At 69.1% G+C, this 16,152-nt stretch carries 19 protein-coding genes and 1 tRNA gene; 10 read left to right on the top strand and 10 right to left on the bottom strand.

Annotated elements, in window-relative coordinates; translation table 11 throughout:
* Positions 1-7: 7 nt before the first annotated feature.
* The gene (locus tag I4J89_RS03430) at positions 8-712 is read right to left on the bottom strand and encodes a GOLPH3/VPS74 family protein (protein WP_196412337.1); all 705 of its coding nucleotides are present in this window, start codon (positions 710-712) and stop codon (positions 8-10) included.
* 86 nt (positions 713-798) lie between these two features.
* Between I4J89_RS03430 and I4J89_RS03425 the strand changes: the two genes are divergently transcribed.
* From I4J89_RS03425 to I4J89_RS03415, 3 genes are all read left to right on the top strand, one after another.
* Positions 799-2,133: a hemolysin family protein gene (locus I4J89_RS03425; RefSeq protein ID WP_196412336.1), complete on the top strand. Its 1,335-nt coding sequence runs from the start codon at positions 799-801 to the stop codon at positions 2,131-2,133.
* Positions 2,126-3,166 carry a hemolysin family protein gene (locus I4J89_RS03420; RefSeq protein WP_196412335.1) on the top strand — a complete coding sequence of 347 codons (1,041 nt, stop codon included), beginning with the start codon at positions 2,126-2,128 and terminating at the stop codon, positions 3,164-3,166. The genes I4J89_RS03425 and I4J89_RS03420 overlap by 8 nt, the downstream gene beginning before the upstream one ends.
* Positions 3,167-3,233: 67 nt before the next feature.
* Positions 3,234-4,088, top strand: a complete 855-nt coding sequence (locus tag I4J89_RS03415; protein WP_196412334.1) for a LamG domain-containing protein — start codon at positions 3,234-3,236, stop codon at positions 4,086-4,088.
* Here I4J89_RS03415 and I4J89_RS03410 read toward each other — a convergent pair.
* Positions 4,069-4,296, bottom strand: coding sequence for a hypothetical protein (locus I4J89_RS03410; protein WP_196412333.1), 228 nt, complete (start codon positions 4,294-4,296; stop codon positions 4,069-4,071). The genes I4J89_RS03415 and I4J89_RS03410 overlap by 20 nt on opposite strands.
* 107 nt (positions 4,297-4,403) lie before the next feature.
* On the opposite strand from I4J89_RS03410, the gene I4J89_RS03405 reads away from it, so the two are divergent.
* Positions 4,404-5,168 carry a hypothetical protein gene (locus tag I4J89_RS03405; protein ID WP_196412332.1) on the top strand — a complete coding sequence of 255 codons (765 nt, stop codon included), beginning with the start codon at positions 4,404-4,406 and terminating at the stop codon, positions 5,166-5,168.
* A 193-nt stretch (positions 5,169-5,361) separates the two neighbouring features.
* Here the strand turns inward: I4J89_RS03405 and I4J89_RS03400 are convergent, their stop codons facing one another.
* Positions 5,362-6,057: a DUF4386 family protein gene (locus tag I4J89_RS03400; RefSeq protein WP_196412331.1), complete on the bottom strand. Its 696-nt coding sequence runs from the start codon at positions 6,055-6,057 to the stop codon at positions 5,362-5,364.
* 208 nt (positions 6,058-6,265) lie between these two features.
* On the opposite strand from I4J89_RS03400, the gene I4J89_RS03395 reads away from it, so the two are divergent.
* Positions 6,266-6,877 carry a TetR/AcrR family transcriptional regulator C-terminal domain-containing protein gene (locus tag I4J89_RS03395; protein WP_230858366.1) on the top strand — a complete coding sequence of 204 codons (612 nt, stop codon included), beginning with the start codon at positions 6,266-6,268 and terminating at the stop codon, positions 6,875-6,877.
* Positions 6,878-7,106: 229 nt separating this feature from the next.
* On the opposite strand, the gene I4J89_RS03390 is transcribed toward I4J89_RS03395, so the two are convergent.
* Both I4J89_RS03390 and I4J89_RS03385 read right to left on the bottom strand, forming a co-directional pair.
* Positions 7,107-7,180 (bottom strand) — tRNA-Gly (locus I4J89_RS03390).
* A gap of 56 nt (positions 7,181-7,236) precedes the next feature.
* Entirely contained in the window at positions 7,237-7,743 is a 507-nt protein-coding gene (locus I4J89_RS03385) for a pyridoxamine 5'-phosphate oxidase family protein (RefSeq protein ID WP_196412329.1), read from the bottom strand.
* Positions 7,744-7,818: 75 nt separating this feature from the next.
* Between I4J89_RS03385 and dcd the strand changes: the two genes are divergently transcribed.
* On the top strand, positions 7,819-8,397 hold the full coding sequence (gene dcd / locus I4J89_RS03380; RefSeq protein WP_196412328.1) for a dCTP deaminase: 579 nt from the start codon (positions 7,819-7,821) through the stop codon (positions 8,395-8,397).
* A 130-nt stretch (positions 8,398-8,527) separates the two neighbouring features.
* Here the strand turns inward: dcd and I4J89_RS03375 are convergent, their stop codons facing one another.
* On the bottom strand, positions 8,528-9,004 hold the full coding sequence (locus I4J89_RS03375) for a YcxB family protein (RefSeq protein WP_196412327.1): 477 nt from the start codon (positions 9,002-9,004) through the stop codon (positions 8,528-8,530).
* A 487-nt stretch (positions 9,005-9,491) separates the two neighbouring features.
* Here I4J89_RS03375 and I4J89_RS03370 point away from each other — a divergent pair, with 487 nt between their 5' ends.
* Positions 9,492-9,773 carry a YciI family protein gene (locus I4J89_RS03370; RefSeq protein WP_196412772.1) on the top strand — a complete coding sequence of 94 codons (282 nt, stop codon included), beginning with the start codon at positions 9,492-9,494 and terminating at the stop codon, positions 9,771-9,773.
* On the opposite strand, the gene I4J89_RS03365 is transcribed toward I4J89_RS03370, so the two are convergent.
* Both I4J89_RS03365 and I4J89_RS03360 read right to left on the bottom strand, forming a co-directional pair.
* Entirely contained in the window at positions 9,774-10,694 is a 921-nt protein-coding gene (locus I4J89_RS03365; RefSeq protein ID WP_309238168.1) for a phosphotransferase family protein, read from the bottom strand.
* A 9-nt stretch (positions 10,695-10,703) separates the two neighbouring features.
* A complete protein-coding gene (locus I4J89_RS03360) occupies positions 10,704-11,246 on the bottom strand; it encodes a phosphoribosyltransferase (RefSeq protein ID WP_196412326.1) in 543 nt (180 codons plus the stop codon).
* A 141-nt stretch (positions 11,247-11,387) separates the two neighbouring features.
* On the opposite strand from I4J89_RS03360, the gene I4J89_RS03355 reads away from it, so the two are divergent.
* Positions 11,388-12,497, top strand: coding sequence for a PP2C family protein-serine/threonine phosphatase (locus I4J89_RS03355; protein ID WP_196412325.1), 1,110 nt, complete (start codon positions 11,388-11,390; stop codon positions 12,495-12,497).
* A gap of 42 nt (positions 12,498-12,539) precedes the next feature.
* Here the strand turns inward: I4J89_RS03355 and I4J89_RS03350 are convergent, their stop codons facing one another.
* Positions 12,540-12,692 (bottom strand): hypothetical protein, encoded by a 153-nt coding sequence (locus I4J89_RS03350; RefSeq protein ID WP_196412324.1) that lies wholly within the window; start codon positions 12,690-12,692, stop codon positions 12,540-12,542.
* Between the two features lie 284 nt (positions 12,693-12,976).
* On the opposite strand from I4J89_RS03350, the gene I4J89_RS03345 reads away from it, so the two are divergent.
* Both I4J89_RS03345 and I4J89_RS03340 read left to right on the top strand, forming a co-directional pair.
* Entirely contained in the window at positions 12,977-14,833 is a 1,857-nt protein-coding gene (locus I4J89_RS03345; protein WP_196412323.1) for an acyl-CoA dehydrogenase, read from the top strand.
* A gap of 350 nt (positions 14,834-15,183) precedes the next feature.
* A complete protein-coding gene (locus tag I4J89_RS03340; RefSeq protein ID WP_196412322.1) occupies positions 15,184-15,561 on the top strand; it encodes an Ig-like domain-containing protein in 378 nt (125 codons plus the stop codon).
* A gap of 6 nt (positions 15,562-15,567) precedes the next feature.
* Here I4J89_RS03340 and I4J89_RS03335 read toward each other — a convergent pair whose 3' ends face one another.
* A complete protein-coding gene (locus tag I4J89_RS03335; RefSeq protein WP_196412321.1) occupies positions 15,568-16,086 on the bottom strand; it encodes a SixA phosphatase family protein in 519 nt (172 codons plus the stop codon).
* Positions 16,087-16,152 lie beyond the last annotated feature (66 nt).

The raw sequence follows: 16,152 nt of genomic DNA, 5'->3' as shown, positions 1-16,152 counted from the left end.
CACCTGCTCAAGAGCCTCCGCCGCCACCCCCACCGTCGCCACCACCCCCGCCGTCGCCACCGCCTCCGCCTTCTCCGGCGGCGACCACCGCGACGACCACCGCCGTCTGCACGTTCTGGAACGCCCGGCGCACCGCGTCGGCCGCCCAGTTGCCCTCGCTGATCTCCTTGAGCCGCGCCTTCACCAGCTTCCGGTCCAGGTCAGCGAAGAGCTTGCTGTCCATCCCGGCGGCGGACACCAGGGCACAGAGAGCACCGGTACGAGCATCGATCGTCCCGCTCCGCAGGATCGCCCCGGTCATCCGCTGCCGGGCATCGCTCCGGGCGACCGGCTCCGTCCCGTACGCCGACGGATACCTGGTCCGCGGGAAGACCAGCAGTACGGTGCTCCGCTCGGCCCGCAGCACCTCCGCGGTGACCAGCCGATCCAGGACCGCCTGCCGGATCCACTTGGTGAACTTGGCCACCCAGTGCGAAGCCTTGCGTTGCTTGGTGTCGTCGCCGATCCGGGCCAGCGCCTCGTCCAGGATCGGATCACCGAGCGGGCTGCGGTCCAGCACCACGACCTTGTCGTCCGCGATGTCGATCCGCCCGCCGAGGGCGAGTTCCATCAGAACCGCGCCACCGAGCCCATGAGCGAGCCGGGTGGTGTCGATGATCCGCGCCCCGCGGTCGTCGTGCGCGAGGAGGGCGAACTCTTCCAAGAGGTTCATACCTTGACGGTAGGACCACTTGTCATCGACACGGTTAGTGCCGGATGGTCCCGGTCCGGCACAATGAAGCCCGAGGTGAAGCGATCATGGACGGCCTGTTCCTGACCGCGGTGCTCCCGTTGGCGGCATTCGCGCTGCTCACGGCGGGCAACGCGTTCTTCGTGGCCGCCGAGTTCGGGCTGGTCACGGTCGACCGCGCGGAGATCGACGCGCGGGCGGCAGCGGGTGACCGCCGGGCCCGTACCGTCCGTAACGCGTTGCACGGGCTCTCCTTCCAGCTCTCCGGCGCTCAGCTGGGCATCACGCTCACCGCCCTGCTCACCGGTTACCTGGCCGAACCGGCGCTCTCCGAGCTGCTGGCGCCGATCGTGGAGCCGCTGGCCGGATCGTCCACCGAGACCGTCACGCACGTGGCCGCGCTGGTCGTGGCGACCCTCCTGTCGATGCTTTTCGGCGAGCTGGTGCCGAAGAACGCTGCCCTGGCCCGCCCGATGCGGGTCGCCCTGCTCACCGCGGCGCCGCTGCGTGGCTTCTCCACCCTCTTCAAGTGGCTGATCGCCGCGCTGAACGGCACCGCGAACTGGCTGGTCCGCCGTCTCGGCATCGAGCCGCAGGAGGAGCTGGCCAGTGCCCGCTCGCCGGAGGAGCTTGGCCTGCTCGCCGCGATCAGCGCCCGGGCGGGCGCGCTGCCCGCCGAGACCGCGACGCTGCTGCGCCGGACGATCCGCTTCGGCGAGAAGCGGGCGGCCAAGGCGATGACGCCGCGTGTCGACGTGGTCGGGCTGAAGACCACCGCGAGCGTCGCGGACCTGATCACGGTGGCGCGGGAGACCGGGCACACCCGCTTTCCGGTGTACGAGAACACGCTCGACGTGGTCACCGGGGTGGTCGGCGTGCGGGAGGCGCTGGGCGTACCGCTCGAGCGCCGGGCCGCCACCCGCGTCTCCACCCTCGCCAGGGAACCGGTCTACGTGCCGGAGAGCCTCAGCCTGGACAAGGTGCTGGCGGCCCTGCGGGCGGCCGACGCGGACCTGGCGATCGTGGTGGACGAGTACGGCGGCACCGACGGCGTGGTCTCCGTCGAGGACCTGATCGAGGAGCTGGTCGGGGAGATCGCCGACGAGTACGACACCGACGTCGGCGAGACCGCCAGCCAGGAGCTGACCGCGCCCGGCGGCGAGAAGACGTTCCTCGTCGACGGCCTGCTCCGCGAGGACGAGGTGCTGGAGCAGGCCGGGTTCCGGCTGCCCGAGGGGCCCTACGAGACGCTCGCCGGTTTCCTGCTCGCCCGGCTCGGCCACATCCCGGTGGTCGGTGAGTCGCTGGAGGAGCAGGGGTGGGAGTTCACCGTGATGGAGGTCGACCGGCACCGCATCGAGCAGGTACGCGTGGTCGCCCCGCCGGAGCCCGCCGATGACTGAGCTGCTGTTCGTCGCCGTCCTCCTGATCGGCAACGGACTCTTCGTGGGCGGCGAGTTCGCCCTGATCGCCTCCCGGCGGACCGTGCTGGAACCGCTGGCCGAGACCTCCAAGGCGGCTCGCTGGGCGCTCTCCGCGATGAGCCAGATCCCGCTGATGATCGCCGGTGCGCAGCTCGGCATCACGATCTGCACGCTGGTCCTCGGTGCCATCGCCGAGCCGACCATCGCGCATCTGCTGGAGGGCCCGTTCGCGGCCACCGAGCTGCCGGCCAACGCGGTGCACCCGGTCGCCTTCGTGATAGCCCTGATCATCGTGACGTTCCTGCACACCGTGATCGGCGAGATGGTGCCGAAGAACATCACGCTGGCCGGTCCGGAACGTTCCGCGCTCGTCCTCGGCCCGTTCATGCTCGTCTTCTGCACCGCGACCAAGCCGCTGCTGAACGCGATGCGCTGGGCCTCCCGCATGATCCTCAAGCTCTGGAAGATCGAGACGACCGACTCGGTCAAGACCGTCTTCACCGCCGAGGAACTCGCCGGCATGGTCACTCAGGCGCGCAGCGAGGGCATGCTCGGCTCCGAGCAGTACGCCCGGATCCACGCCGCGCTCGGCCTCAACAGCCGGACCGCCGCCGACACATTGCTCCCCTGGTCCCGGGTCACGACGGTGGCCGCCGACGTGTCGCCGGCGACCTTGGAGGCGGTGGCGACGCGCAGCGGCCGCTCACGCTTCCCGGTGGTCCAGCGCGACACCCGCAGGGTGCTGGGCTTCGTGCACGTCAAAGACATCCTTGGGTACGCGGCCACGCAGCGCCGCCTGCCTATCCCGGCGGAGGTGGTCCGCCCCCTGGCCGTGGTGGCGCCCGAACGGAGCCTCGCCGACCTGTTGCTCACCATGCGCCGGGACCGATTGCACATCGTGCTGGTCAGCGACGGCCGGCGACCGCTGGGTGTGATCACATTGGACGACGTCCTGCACGCGGTGGTCGGTGAGCCGGCCGGAGCGGCGCATCCGGTGACGCGGGCCCGCTGACGTATTTCCGTCAGAACCACGCGGAGTTTCCATTTTGCGGTTAAGCCGCAATGCGGACAATAGCCCCATGCTTTACTCTCGACGGCGCGCTGCGGCACTCGGCGCCCTGTCCGCAACACTTGTTCTGATTTTTCTCGCGCACCATGCTCATGCCGCGGATGCCGGGCGCACCCCGCCCACCGGTGGGCTGCTGAACACCTCCGACGCACTTCCCGAGCCCAGCGTGCCCGGGCGCATCGGGGTGGCCGACGGCCCGGTGACCGTCCGCTACACGTTCGATCACGGCCCCGGCCGTCCGATCGTCGACGTGACCGGACGGCATCACCTGCGACCGGTGGGGCAGAACGGTGGACTGCTTCGTCTCGTACCCCAGCGCGGTGGCCTGGCCGTCGCCTACCCGGACCGCTGCGCCATGCCGAGGGAACGGGATTGCCCGCGCGCCATCCTGGAAGGCATCCGCGACGATGCCCTGAACCCAGGCCGGCGCCCGTTGCGCTACGGCGCGTCGATCCTGATGACCCACGCCGACCTGGCCGACGGTGCCAACGTGCTCCAAAAGGGATATTCGGTCGGCGGGGTGAGCCAGTTCAAGCTTCAGGTCGATCATCGGCAGGGCCATCCGAGCTGCGTGATCGCCGGCCAGCGAGCCCCGATCTACCGGGCCGAGCCGTTCATCGACGTGGCCGACGGGACATGGCACGACCTGGAGTGCCGCCGCACCTCAGACCGCCTCATCACGATCGTCGACGGGCTGCCGCGCGCCTGGGTGCCGGTCCCCCCGATGCTGTCGATCGCGAACGCCGAACCGCTGCGAGTCGGCGGCAAGGGCCCCGGCCGAGGCAACGACCAGTTCGCCGGCGCGATCGACGACGTCTTCGTCAGCATCGGCGACCTGAAGCCGGCTACGAACGGCGGCCGATGATCTTCTCGGTGTGCGGGCGGCGCGCGTCGACCATCCGGCGCAGCGGTGGGAACAGTGCCAGCAGCACCACGACGAGGCCGGCGGCAATAGCGGTGCAGGCCAGGAGGAACGCCGGACTGGGGTCGGCGTACACCGCGCCGGCCGCGTAGCTCAGCCTCGGAATGGTGCATCTAGGTAGGTTGCCGGTGTTTCGGAACGTACTCGGCAAGCGGGCCTGGGTGAAGAGAGGTGGCGAGCCGGCTCCCGCAGCACCCGCCGGAGGCGCCAAGCCGCAGGAGGTTTGACGCTGTTGCTGGCCGATCGTCGGATTTCGACATGGGTATCCCGCTGGTACCACTTCCTGCTATGCCTTCACACGACGAGCTGCCGGCACCTGAGCAGTCCACCAAATCGGAACCGGCAGGCTCGGCACCTGCGGGACGAAAACACTTTCCACCCGCGGTGTTCCAGCGTTGGGGGGCCTCGATGGCGGCGCTGCGGGACACAACGATGGTCGCGGGCGAGGACCTCCGAGAGGCATGGAAGACAGAGCCAGGGCGGCACATCTACTCGACGGCGGTGACCCTAATTCTGGGCTTTCTTGCGGCTGGTGTCGCCCTGTACACGTCGCTGCAAGCATGGCAGGCATCGATGACGACGACAGCGGCCAATCTGAAGGTGACTGCTGATCAAAACCACTGGCAGCAAGTCGAGGCTACAAGGGTTGAACGCAGCCAGGTCTACGTCGAGCTCCTGACGTCTGCCACCGAGATCCGGACAGCGACGAACCGCCTCATACGTTCGTGCCCCTCGATCAACAAGGCCAGCAACTTACCGGTCTCCGAGGCGTGCGAGGAGAGCAACATGCTGGAAGCAGTGGACCGCTTCCAGCGCGCTACGTCGAGAATGCGTGCGATTGCGTCGGCCGACGGACGCGGCGCGGCGGACGAGTTGGCGGCCGTGTTGCCCACGAGAAGCTACCGATTCCCAGATGGGACGGTGCATGGTGTCGACCGCGAAGCGTTCACCACCGCCTACACCAATGTGCTGAGGGCAATGTGTCTTGATACCCGACGCAACGGAGCGGAAGTGTGCGGCTGAGTGGGTGGTTCTCGGAGCGGTTGAGGTCACGTGGCTCTTCTTTTGAGAGGAGCGGTCCGTCCGCCGGCGTGGCGGCAGGTCTGGACGTGCATACGCACGGGTGGTCCCGATCGAGGCTGTGGCTGCCATCCCCGGGCGGCCCTCCACGGAATCCTCGCCCCGCGTGCGCGACCTCGGCGCCGCCTCATCTCGGTCACGACCGGATGAGGCGCACGCCCGTCGCGAGCAGCCAGACGAGCCAGGCGGCGAACCCTAGGAGCCCGACGAAGATCAGCGGCGAGCCGTCGGCGATCGCGAGGTTGCCCAGCCCCGCAGCGAGCAGCAGGCTCCCGCCCACCATGCCCAGCAGGCGCTGCCAAGCCGGAGTCAACCCGCTCGCGTGCGCGGCGAGGGCCGAGCCGATGCAGGTGGTGCCGAGCATCGGCAGCGCCAGCGCGAACGCCGCTGCGTGAATCTGCCAGACGAGCCCGAACGCGGGCGTCGGCTCGGCGAGCCCGCTGGCGGAGAGCGCGAGCCCGATCTGCAGGACGTTGACAAGCACGAAGATGGCCGACAGCGTCGCGCCAGCGGCCAAGGCGAGGCGTGACCAGTCGGTGCCCGCTCCGCCGCGCCGCTCCACGAGGCCGTGCAGGCCCGTCACGAACACGAGCAGCAGCGGCAGGTACAGGGCTACCAGACCGGACACGATCGCGACCGCGTCGCGGTTGGCCGCGTAGTAGGCCAGCACGTCCTCGATCGGAGCGTCGTAGGGCAGCGCGCCCGTTACCGCAAACAACACGTTCTCGATCACCACCAACACCGCGAACGCGATCGCCGCGGCACCGACGAGCCGGCCTCGAACGAACGAACTGCGGGCTGGCGTGGTGGCGGTCTTCTTCGGTGATCTCATCTCTTACTCCTTCGTTACGGTCGGATGACCGGCGGGTTGTCGAGCGGGTTCGGGGTTTTCGCTGATTCGTACACCGTACGTCGTACACTGTACGACGACCGTACGCTCGACGATCGTCAAGCCGTTCGAGCGAGTGAGGAGACCCGTGTCCGGGAAGAAAAAACGCCAGGTCGCGCCAGACGCGGGGCTGAGCAAGCAACGGGTGGTAATGGAGGCCATCCGGATCGCCGACCGCGAGGGGGTCCACGGGCTGAGCATGCGCCGGCTGGCCGGCGCGCTCGGCGCGGGCGCGATGTCGCTCTACTACTACGTGGCGAACAAGGAGGAGCTGCTGGACGCCATGATCGACATCGTGTTCGAGGAGATCGAGCTCCCACCCGCAGAGACCGACTGGCAGTCGGCGATGCGACGGCGGGCGGCATCCACCCGACAGGTTCTCGCACGCCACCCGTGGGCGATCAGCCTGATGGAGTCACGCACATCGCCTGGGCCCGCGAACCTCCGCCACCGCGAAGCGGTCACCGCCTGCCTGCGGGGGGCCGGCTTCTCGGTCCTGATGGCGACGCACGCCAACTGGCTGCTCGACAGCTACGTCTACGGTTTCGCCCTGCAGGAAGCCAGCCTGCCGTTCGACACCGCCGACGAGCTCGCGAACATGACCGAGGACGTCTACCTGCCCCAGCTTCCTCCTGACGAGTTCCCCTACCTCAACGAGTCCGCCGCGGCGCTCGTCGCTGCCGGCTACGACCCGGCAGAGGAGTTCATCTTCGGCCTCGGCCTCATCCTGGGCGCCCTCGAGCCCCTAAGAGCCTCCGCATAGCGACGCTCACCGACGGGAGGCAGACCGGGGATCGCCGACGCGATGGATGCGGCGGTCAAGGCGCTCCGGCGCAAGCCGAGCAAGCGCAAGCCGAAGATGGCCGGCGATGGCGACGGACCGGCCGCCAAGGCGAGCTAATGGCCCGTTAATGGCCCATTCCTGTTTCAGCATGACCTAGCAATATGGAAGCCCTGGCGGGACCATCGGTCCTGACCAGGGCTTCCGTCTGTGGAGCGGGTGACGGGAATCGAACCCGCACTGTCAGCTTGGGAAGCTGATGTTCTGCCATTGAACTACACCCGCAAGCGGCCCCACTGTACCTGATTATCCGGTGTGGTGGCGGGACCGCCCCGCCGTCTTCAGCCGGCGACTGCGAGGGTCCGCCGTAAGTTGCTTGGGGCGCGCCAAGTCTGCGCGAACGCCGGGGTGAAGGGAGTGGCGGCTAGCGGGAGAGCGCCGGCTGGGCCGTGGTGGCGGAGCATCGCGGTTTCGATGGTGAGCTCGTAAAGTCGCCAGTCGACGTCGGGTGAGGCGTGCAGGGCGCCGGCCAGGCGGGTGATGGTCAGCGGGTCGTGGACGGGCTGGGCGTGGCCGGTCAGGCAGGCCTCGTCGTCGTTGTCCTCCGGTGGGTACGAATGCAATGCGTACCGCCCGTCGCGGTCCAGGTCGCGGCGTTTCGGTGAGTCGACGATGAAGCAGTAGAGGCCATCGTCGGTGAAGACCGGGGAGACCGGGTGGACGCGCGGGCCGCCGTCGGGGCGGATGGTCGCCAGGTAACCCATGCCGGGGCCGTACTGCTGGAGGAGCGCACGGATGCCGGCGGCGAGCATCGGCTCGGCGGCGGCGAAATCGGACCAGGAAGCCATGGGTGCATTCTATCGAACATACGTTCGACACGGCCACCGAACACGCCGATTCGGGCAGGTCGGTATGGTGTTGCGATGCTGCTCTCCGACCGTGACCTGGTCTCCGAGATCAAGTCGGGCGATCTCTCGCTGGAGCCGTTCGAGCCGACGCTCATGCAGCCGTCCAGCATCGACGTACGGCTGGACCGCTTCTTCCGGGTGTTCAACAACCATCTGTACACCCACATCGACCCGGCCGAGCAGCAGGATGACCTGACTGCCGAGGTCGAGGTGGAGGATGGTCAGCCGTTCGTGCTGCACCCGGGCGAGTTCGTGCTCGCGTCGACGCTCGAGGTGATCAGCCTCGGTCAGGGGCTCGCTGCCCGGCTGGAGGGCAAGAGCAGCCTGGGCCGGCTCGGGCTGCTGACGCACTCCACCGCGGGCTTCATCGACCCGGGGTTCTCCGGCCACGTCACGCTGGAGCTCTCCAATGTGGCGAATCTGCCGATCAAGCTCTGGCCGGGGATGAAGATCGGCCAGCTTTGCATCTTCCGGCTGTCCAGCCCGGCGGAGCATCCCTACGGCTCGACCGTCTACGGTTCGCGCTATCAGGGCCAGCGCGGCCCGACGGCGAGCCGATCCGCGCAGAATTTCCGCACCTGGCCGACCCGCTGACCTCAGCCACGCCGGACGCGCGAGCCCGCTGAGCAGGGTGCGATCCGGTGGCCTACGGATGAGGTAAGCGACGCCGGGCGCGCACACGGGGGGCACGCGGGCAGGTGCGCTCCGGTCGCCTCGGATGAGGTCAACGGCGCTGGACTTGCACGCCGCTCGCGGAGGCCGCACCGAGCACCTGGTCGATCTGGGCGGGGCTCAGCCCAGCCGTCGGTACCGGCAAGAAACGGGTGCTGCCCAACCGGAACAGGAGCTGTCCGGAGAGTTCCTCCACCGAACGGAAGGCGCGCCAGGCGTACGAGTGGCGGCTCTCCGCGTTTGAGCTGGCCACGCCGCTTTCGCTGAGCTCGTAGGTGGTAGTCCGGCCGGCGCGCATCACGCGCCGGGCATGGTGGTTGAGCAAGAACATCGGAATCAGTACGCCGAGTGCGGCGCCGCCGGCCACCAGGAAGACGCTCAGGCGTCCCGTGCCGAATTGGATCACCAGGGCCCCGAGCAGGAGCGCCCAGCCGGCACAGCGGGCCAACAGGACCGGCCGGCGCAGGCCGTGGCGGACCGCGGCCGCGATCAGGGCCGGGTCAGGGGCTGCGGTGATCTGGATCTGCACGGGTGAAAGGTAGCTTTTGCCCGGGACAAATCGGCACCGGCTGGACGGTTGGCTCATCCTCGGCACCCTCTGACCAAAGCCGTGATCGGCGCCGCTTCCGGAGGACCGCGTCATCACCCGATCGGGCGAAACACCGCTCACCTGCCATGATCGGCACGCCAGGCGGGACCGGCTGAAGCCGGCCAAGAGCTGGCCGGCGGGCGAAGAATAGAGCCGGGATGGACGGGCAGGCCCGGGGGTTGGGCGAGGGGGCCGCAAGGCGCGGGGTAGGCGAGGGGCCGCGAGGCGGCGGGGTAGGCGAGGGGCCGCGAGGCGGCGGGGTAGGCGAGGGACCGCGAGGCGGCGGGGCCCGGAGTTGTGCGAGGAGCCGCGAAACGACCGGGCAGGCGCGGGTTGAGCAAGGAGCCGCGAAACAGCCGGGCAGGTCCGCAGCTAAGCGAAGAGCCGCAATACAGCCGCCCAGATCTACGATGACGGCGTGTATCTGATGATTTCGAAGTACCTGAAGCCCCTCGACGAGGTCGACGCGGCCCGCGAGGACCACCTGAACTTCGTGGCCGACCTGGAGAAGCGCGGCTTCTCGGTCACCGCCGGCCGCCAGGACCCACCCCTCGGCGGTGTCATCCTGCTCGACGTCGACACCGAGGCCGAGGCCCGGGAGCTGATCGCCCAGGATCCGTATGTGCAGCGCGGCCTGGCCAGCTACACGGCCACCGGCTGGCAGCCCACTCGCGGCGCCCTGGCCGGTTACCAGCGCGTCCGTAACTGATCACACCTCGGCGAGGACTCGCTCGGTGTTCCACTCGGCGATCTGCAACATCGGGCCGCGGTCCGGGAAGTCTCCGTCGAGCAGCAGCAACGGCCCGGCGACCAGGGACAGGTACTGCACCAGCCGGTACAGCGCCATCCTCGCCGGGTCGAGTTCGACGGTGTGCAGGGCCGGGTAGTCGGCGCCGAACCGGAGCTCCAGGAACGCGTGCTCCCACTCCACGTCGAAGATCATCGCGCCCTCGATGTCGATCAGGACCGGTTCGCCGGCGGCGTCCATGAGCACGTGGTCCGGCCCCAGCTCGCCGTGGACCCACCCGTGCCGCCGGCGGGGCCGCACCGAGGCCAGGCGCGTGCGTAGCGCGTACCCCAAACGGTCTTGCTCCGCGGAGATGAGCGGAACGCGCCGTGCGGCCTCGGCCAGGGCTCGCCGGCCGCGCTCGGCGACGATCTCCTCGCACGGCTCCGGATGGTCCGGGCGCACGCCCGGCGCCGTGTGCATGCGGGTCAGCTGGTCGCGCAGCCGGGCCAGCGCCTCGCGGCCTGCGGCCGCATCGTGCGCGAGCAGAGCCTCCAGCGAGCCGCCCGGGAGGTCTTCGACGAGCGCAAGGTCGGTGCCTCCAAGACCGAAAACGATCGGGACGCGTACGCCCAGAGCCCGCAACCGGTCGTGCCGGTCGAGGAACACCGCCCGCCCGGTCCCGGCGCCAAGCGGCCCGACCGTCAGGACCGTCTGCACCGGCCAGAAGCTCTCGTCCGGATGCCAGCGGTAGGCCAGGCAGGTCCCGCCGCCGGCGAAGGCCAACCGGTAGACGCCCTTGCTGGTGCCGCCCTTGAGCCGGTGCAGCCCGGTCAGCGGTCGGTCGCCGAAGGCGGCCCGGATCGGCTCGTCGAGCCCGGCATGGTCCAGTGTGGTGCGCACCGGGCGACCTTACGGGTCAAGGTCGGCACCCGTCAGCAGACTTTTGATCCGCAGCTCGGCGGTCACCGGGGGCGGGCACTCGTCGACGATCACCGCGGCGCCGAGGTACCGGCTGCCCAGCAGGTCGCGCAGCCCGCGAGCCTGGGCGCCGGTCGACGCCCAGTCGTCGACGACCAGGACCCGGTCGTCGTCGCCGATCAGGCGCTGGCGTACGCCGAGGTGTTGCACGTCGCCGCGGTGGTCGGCCGGCACCTCGGCCCAGATCATCGGTTCGGCGATGGGCCGGCGTGCCCCGGCCCGGTACGCCTCCACGAAGCCCACCCCGAGCGCCCGGGCCACTAGCGGGCCCAGCAAAAATCCGGTGACTTCGGGCGCGACCACCACGGTCGGCCGCTCGGCGCGGAAGAATTCCGCCAGCGCCGGGCCGAGCCCGTCCAGGATCCTCGGCTCGCGCCACCATCCGGAGCGGTCGCTGACGAGATATTCGCTGTTCGGGCCGGGGTTGGTCCAGCGGAACTCGGCGCGCAGAAGATCACGGAGATGGTGGGTCACCGGGACATCCTGTCACCGTGGCGCAGCCCTTCGTGGACCGACCGAACGACCTCAGAACTAACAGGTGGACAGACTCGGATCAGCCTAGGGGTCAAGTTGATGCCCGATCTGGGGCCGATCGGGCATGCTGTTCCCGCAACCATGCCTACTTTCGCACCGGGCCGCCGCCCGCTGAGCCCAGGGAACCGCGCCGGACTCGGCGCGGCCCTCGTGCTGCTCGCGGTCGTGTCCGCGGTGGAGCTGGCGGACGGGCGCCCGGCGGGCTTCGTCGGGCTGCTGGCGACCGTCCCGTTCGTGGCCGCCGTCTTCGCCGCCTGGCAGGTGGTCCTCGTGGTCGGTGTCCTGGCCACGGTGGTCGGGGCCGTCTTCGTCGGTATGGCCGGTGACCACGACATGACCGGGCTGGTCAACCTGATGGGCATCATGCTCGCCACTGGTGTGGCGGCGGCCGGCGCCACGATCCGGGAGCGGCAGGCCGACCGGATCGCCGACCTGCTGCGGCTGGCCTCGGTCGCCCAGCAGGCGGTGCTGCGGCCGATCGGACCGCAGGTGGGTTCGCTCGCGGTGGCCGGGCGGTACATCTCGGCGACCGCCGCGGCGGACATCGGCGGGGACCTCTACGAGGCGCTGAACACGCCGTACGGGGTCCGGATCATCATCGGTGACGTACGCGGGAAGGGCCTGGACGCGGTCCGGCTGGCGAGCATCGTGCTGGGGTCGTACCGGCACGTGGCCTACGAGCGGGCGGACATCAAGTCGATCGTGGCGGACCTGGACCGTGCGGTGGCCCGCAGCGTGGGCGACGAGGACTTCGTGACCGCGGCGCTGGTCGAGGAGCGCGGCGGCACGCTGACGATCGTCAACTGTGGACATCCGGCTCCGCTGTTGCTGCGGCGTGGCCAGGTCATTCCGCTGGAGCCGCCGGCGCCCGCACCGCCGCTCGGTTTCATGCCCGAGGTGAAGGCGCGGGTGGAGCGGCTGGAGCCGGGAGACCGGCTGCTGCTCTTCACCGACGGGCTCGGTGAGGCTCGCCGGGAGGGTGAGTTCTTCCCCACCGCTGACCGGGCGTGGCGGCTGCTGGGCCACGGCACCGTCGGGGACGGGCTGGCGTCGCTGGAGACCGCCCTGCACGACTGGGTCTACGGCCGTCTCGAGGACGACATCGCCCTGGTTCTGCTGGAGTACGCCGGGCCGGACGGCGGCGCTGCCGTTTCCGTGCCCAGCTGGGAAGTCGGAGCCGCCGGTAGTTAGCGGGGTTGCATCGGTTTTCCGCCGCGGGGCAGGCCCAGCTAATCAGGCTGCGGCGTTCTCGTCCGGTTCGGCCGGCGCCGGGGACACCGGCGCGGGTGCCGGTGCGGGCTCGGGCACGCGGTGCCGGCCGACGTAGTTGCGGGGCTGGCTGGCCTGGCGCGGCTCCGGAATCAGACTCTTGATGGTGGCGAACATCGCGTCCCCCTGGGTACTCGGCGAAACGTTCTCCGCTGTCTATCCGGTGAAACGAACCTTCTGGGCCCGCGATACGTGGTCTGAGTGTCGAAGTCGGCAAATGGCCGAACGGCTGTACCGCAGGCCACCTGATCGGAGACGTTTGGGCCACGAACCGACGGACAACCGCCCCCCTCCTGGTGGGTTCCACCGAAAATCTTGCCCGGGTTGTCGCTGCCTACCGATGAGTAATACAGTGGGGTTACTGACGGGTAACTCGCGTCCGGAGAGCGGGGCCAAGCAACATGACGCATTACAAGAGCAACCTTCGGGACCTCCAGTTCAACCTGTTCGAGGTCTTCGGAGCGGAGAAGGCGTTCGGCCAGGCGCCGTTCGACGAGATCGACGCGGAGACCGCGCGCGACATGCTCGCCGAGGTCAACCGGTTGGCGCGCGAGGATCTCGCGGCCAGCTACACCGAGGCAGACCGGAACCCACCGGTGTTCGACCCGGCGACGCACACCGCGCCGCTGCCGGAGTCGTTCAAGAAGTCCTACGAGACCTTCATGGCCTCCGAGTTCTGGCGGCTCGACCTGCCGTCCGCGCTGGGCGGCACGATGGCGCCGCGGACCCTGTGGTGGGCGATCGCCGAGCAGATCCTCGGCGCCAACGCCCCGATCTGGATGTACTCCTCCGGTCCCTCCTTCGCCCACGTGGCGTACACCGAGGGCACCGAGGAGCAGAAGAAGTGGGCCAAGCTCTTCGTCGAGAAGCAGTGGGGCTCGACCATGGTGCTGACCGAGCCGGACGCCGGTTCGGACGTCGGCGCCGGCCGTGCCCGCGCGATTCCGCAGGCCGACGGCTCGTGGCACATCGAGGGCGTTAAGCGCTTCATCACCTCGGGTGAGCACGACCTGACCGACAACATCATCCACTACGTGCTGGCCCGCCCGGTCGGTGTCGAGGGTGAGGGTGGCCCGGGCACCAAGGGCCTGTCGCTGTTCATCGTGCCGAAGTACCACTTCGACGCGGAGACCGGCGAGCTGGGCGAGCGCAACGGCGTCTACGCCACGAACGTCGAGCACAAGATGGGCATCAAGGTCTCCAACACCTGCGAGATGACCTTCGGCGAGCACGGCACTCCGGCCAAGGGCTGGCTGCTGGGCGACAAGCACGAGGGCATCCGGCAGATGTTCATGATCATTGAGTACGCCCGGATGATGGTCGGTACGAAGGCGATCGCCACCCTCTCCACCGGTTACCTCAACGCCCTGGAGTACGCGAAGAACCGCGTACAGGGCGCCGACCTGGTGCAGAACACCGACAAGGGCGCTCCGCGGGTGACCATCACCCACCACCCTGACGTACGCCGTTCGCTGCTGCTGCAGAAGTCGTACGCGGAGGCCCTGCGCGCCCTGGTCATCTACACCGCCAGCTGGCAGGACAAGGTCGCCATCGCTGAGGCGGCCGGCGACGAGAAGGCCGCGAAGGCCGCGAGCCGGGTCAACGACCTGCTGCTTCCGCTGGTCAAGGGCGTCGGCTCGGAGCGGGCGTACGAACTGCTCGGCCACGAGTCGCTGCAGACCTTCGGCGGTTCCGGCTTCCTCCAGGACTACCCCCTGGAGCAGTACGTCCGGGACGCGAAGATCGACACCCTGTACGAGGGCACGACCGCGATCCAGAGCCTCGACCTGATCTTCCGCAAGATCGTCAAGGACAACGGCCGGGCTCTCGGCACGGTGGCCGCGGAGATCCAGGGCTTCGTCGAGAGCGAGGCCGGCAACGGTCAGCTCAAGGAGGAGCGGCTGGGCCTCGGCAAGGCGCTCGGCGAGATGCAGCAGATCCTCGGCACCACGCTGGGCTGGCTCCAGGCGGTCCAGGGCGGTGAGGCCCGCGAGCTGTACAAGATCGGTCTGACCTCGCGCCGGGTCCTGCTCGCCCTCGGCGACGTCGTCCTCGGCTGGCTGCTGCTGCGCCAGGCCGAGGTGGCGCTCAACGCGCTGAACGGCGACGTTTCCGAGACGGACAAGAACTTCTACACCGGCAAGGTGGCGGCTGCCCGCTTCTTCGTCCGCGAGGTTCTGCCCCGGATCGGCGCCGACCGGCGCATCATCGAGAACACCAACCTGGACGTGATGGACCTGTCCGAGGACGCGTTCTGATCTGAAGCTTTTCCCACTCTCCTGAAAAGACGGAGGCCGGCGGACAATGGCGTCCGCCGGCCTTCGTCTGTCCAGATTGTTATCTGTGCGCGCCGCAGGCGCTGACTCCGGCGACGTCGTTGCCGGGCTGGGCGATCGGGTGTCCGCTCCCCGGGCCGTACCGGGTCTGAACGCGTTCACCATCGAGCTGTCGCTCGCCGATCGTGCGGCCACGGTCGCGACGCCGACCGCCAACCCCGCGGTGCGCTATGCGGAACCCGAGATCCAGATCGGTGCCGACGTCGATCCGCTGGGACCGGCGAACCGGAACAGCGGCGCCGTGAACCAACGCCGACCCGACGGCCGGCACGATGACCCCGGCTGCTTCGGCGAGGGTTCGCGGCACGTTCACCAGCACGCTGGGCGGAGTCACCGGCAACATCCGCGAGTACACCCGCACGGCGATCACGCACAACCAGGGTCCGACCGTGTCGATCACCAAGGCGCCGCGGAACAAGGCGAAGGTCAAGGGCACGGTCAAGGTCTACGTGAAGGCCGCCGACGCGGCCGGGGTCGCGCGGGTCGAGCTGGTCGTGAACGGCAAGGTCGTGAGCAAGGACGTGAAGGCGGGGTACGTCCTGAGCGTCAACACCGCGAAGCGGAAGAAGAGGATGAAGGTCCAGGTCCGGGCGTACGACAAACTCGGCAACGTCACCTACACGACGATCCGGACCTGGTACCGGAAGTAGCCGGGCTCAGCCGCGGGCGGTGTGCTGCCGGACCAGGCGCATCGCCCCCGGCTCGGTCTCGGCCCACGGCCGGTCGCCGCTGTGCACGGCCAGGCCGGCGGTCTTCAACTCGACGACGGTGCCGGTGAACTCGTCGTCCGGCACCAACAGAGCGGACACTTCGGACATGGTCGGGTTGTGGCCGATGACGAGGATGGTCCGCACCGTATCGGGGACCGTGCGGAGCAGATCGAAGACCTCGGTACGCCCGCCCCAGTAGAGGCCCTCCTCGTAGTGCACCTCCGGAGCGGAGGACGACCGCTCGCCCTGGACCAGGGCGATCGACGCGGCCTGCCAGGTCTGCCGGGTGCGTTTCGCCGGCGAGCAGATCACCAGGTCGGGGTGGAGTTTCTCGTCGGCCAGCCATGCACCGGCCGCGTCGGCATCGGACTCGCCGCGGGGGGCGAGCGCACGGTCGTAGTCGTCGATTTCGCCGGGCGTCTCCGCCTTGGCGTGGCGAAGCAGGATCAGCGTCCGCGAGGTCATTGGAACAGCTTGCCTGATTGGAACTTCACACGTGCGGGTAAACGGTCGATCGACGCATTCACCACG

It is taken from the genome of Actinoplanes aureus (genome assembly GCF_015704865.1).
GTDB classification, from domain to species: domain Bacteria; phylum Actinomycetota; class Actinomycetes; order Mycobacteriales; family Micromonosporaceae; genus Actinoplanes; species Actinoplanes aureus.
Note: the sequence above shows the minus strand (reverse complement) of the source record. Positions and strands in the feature narration are given on the sequence as shown.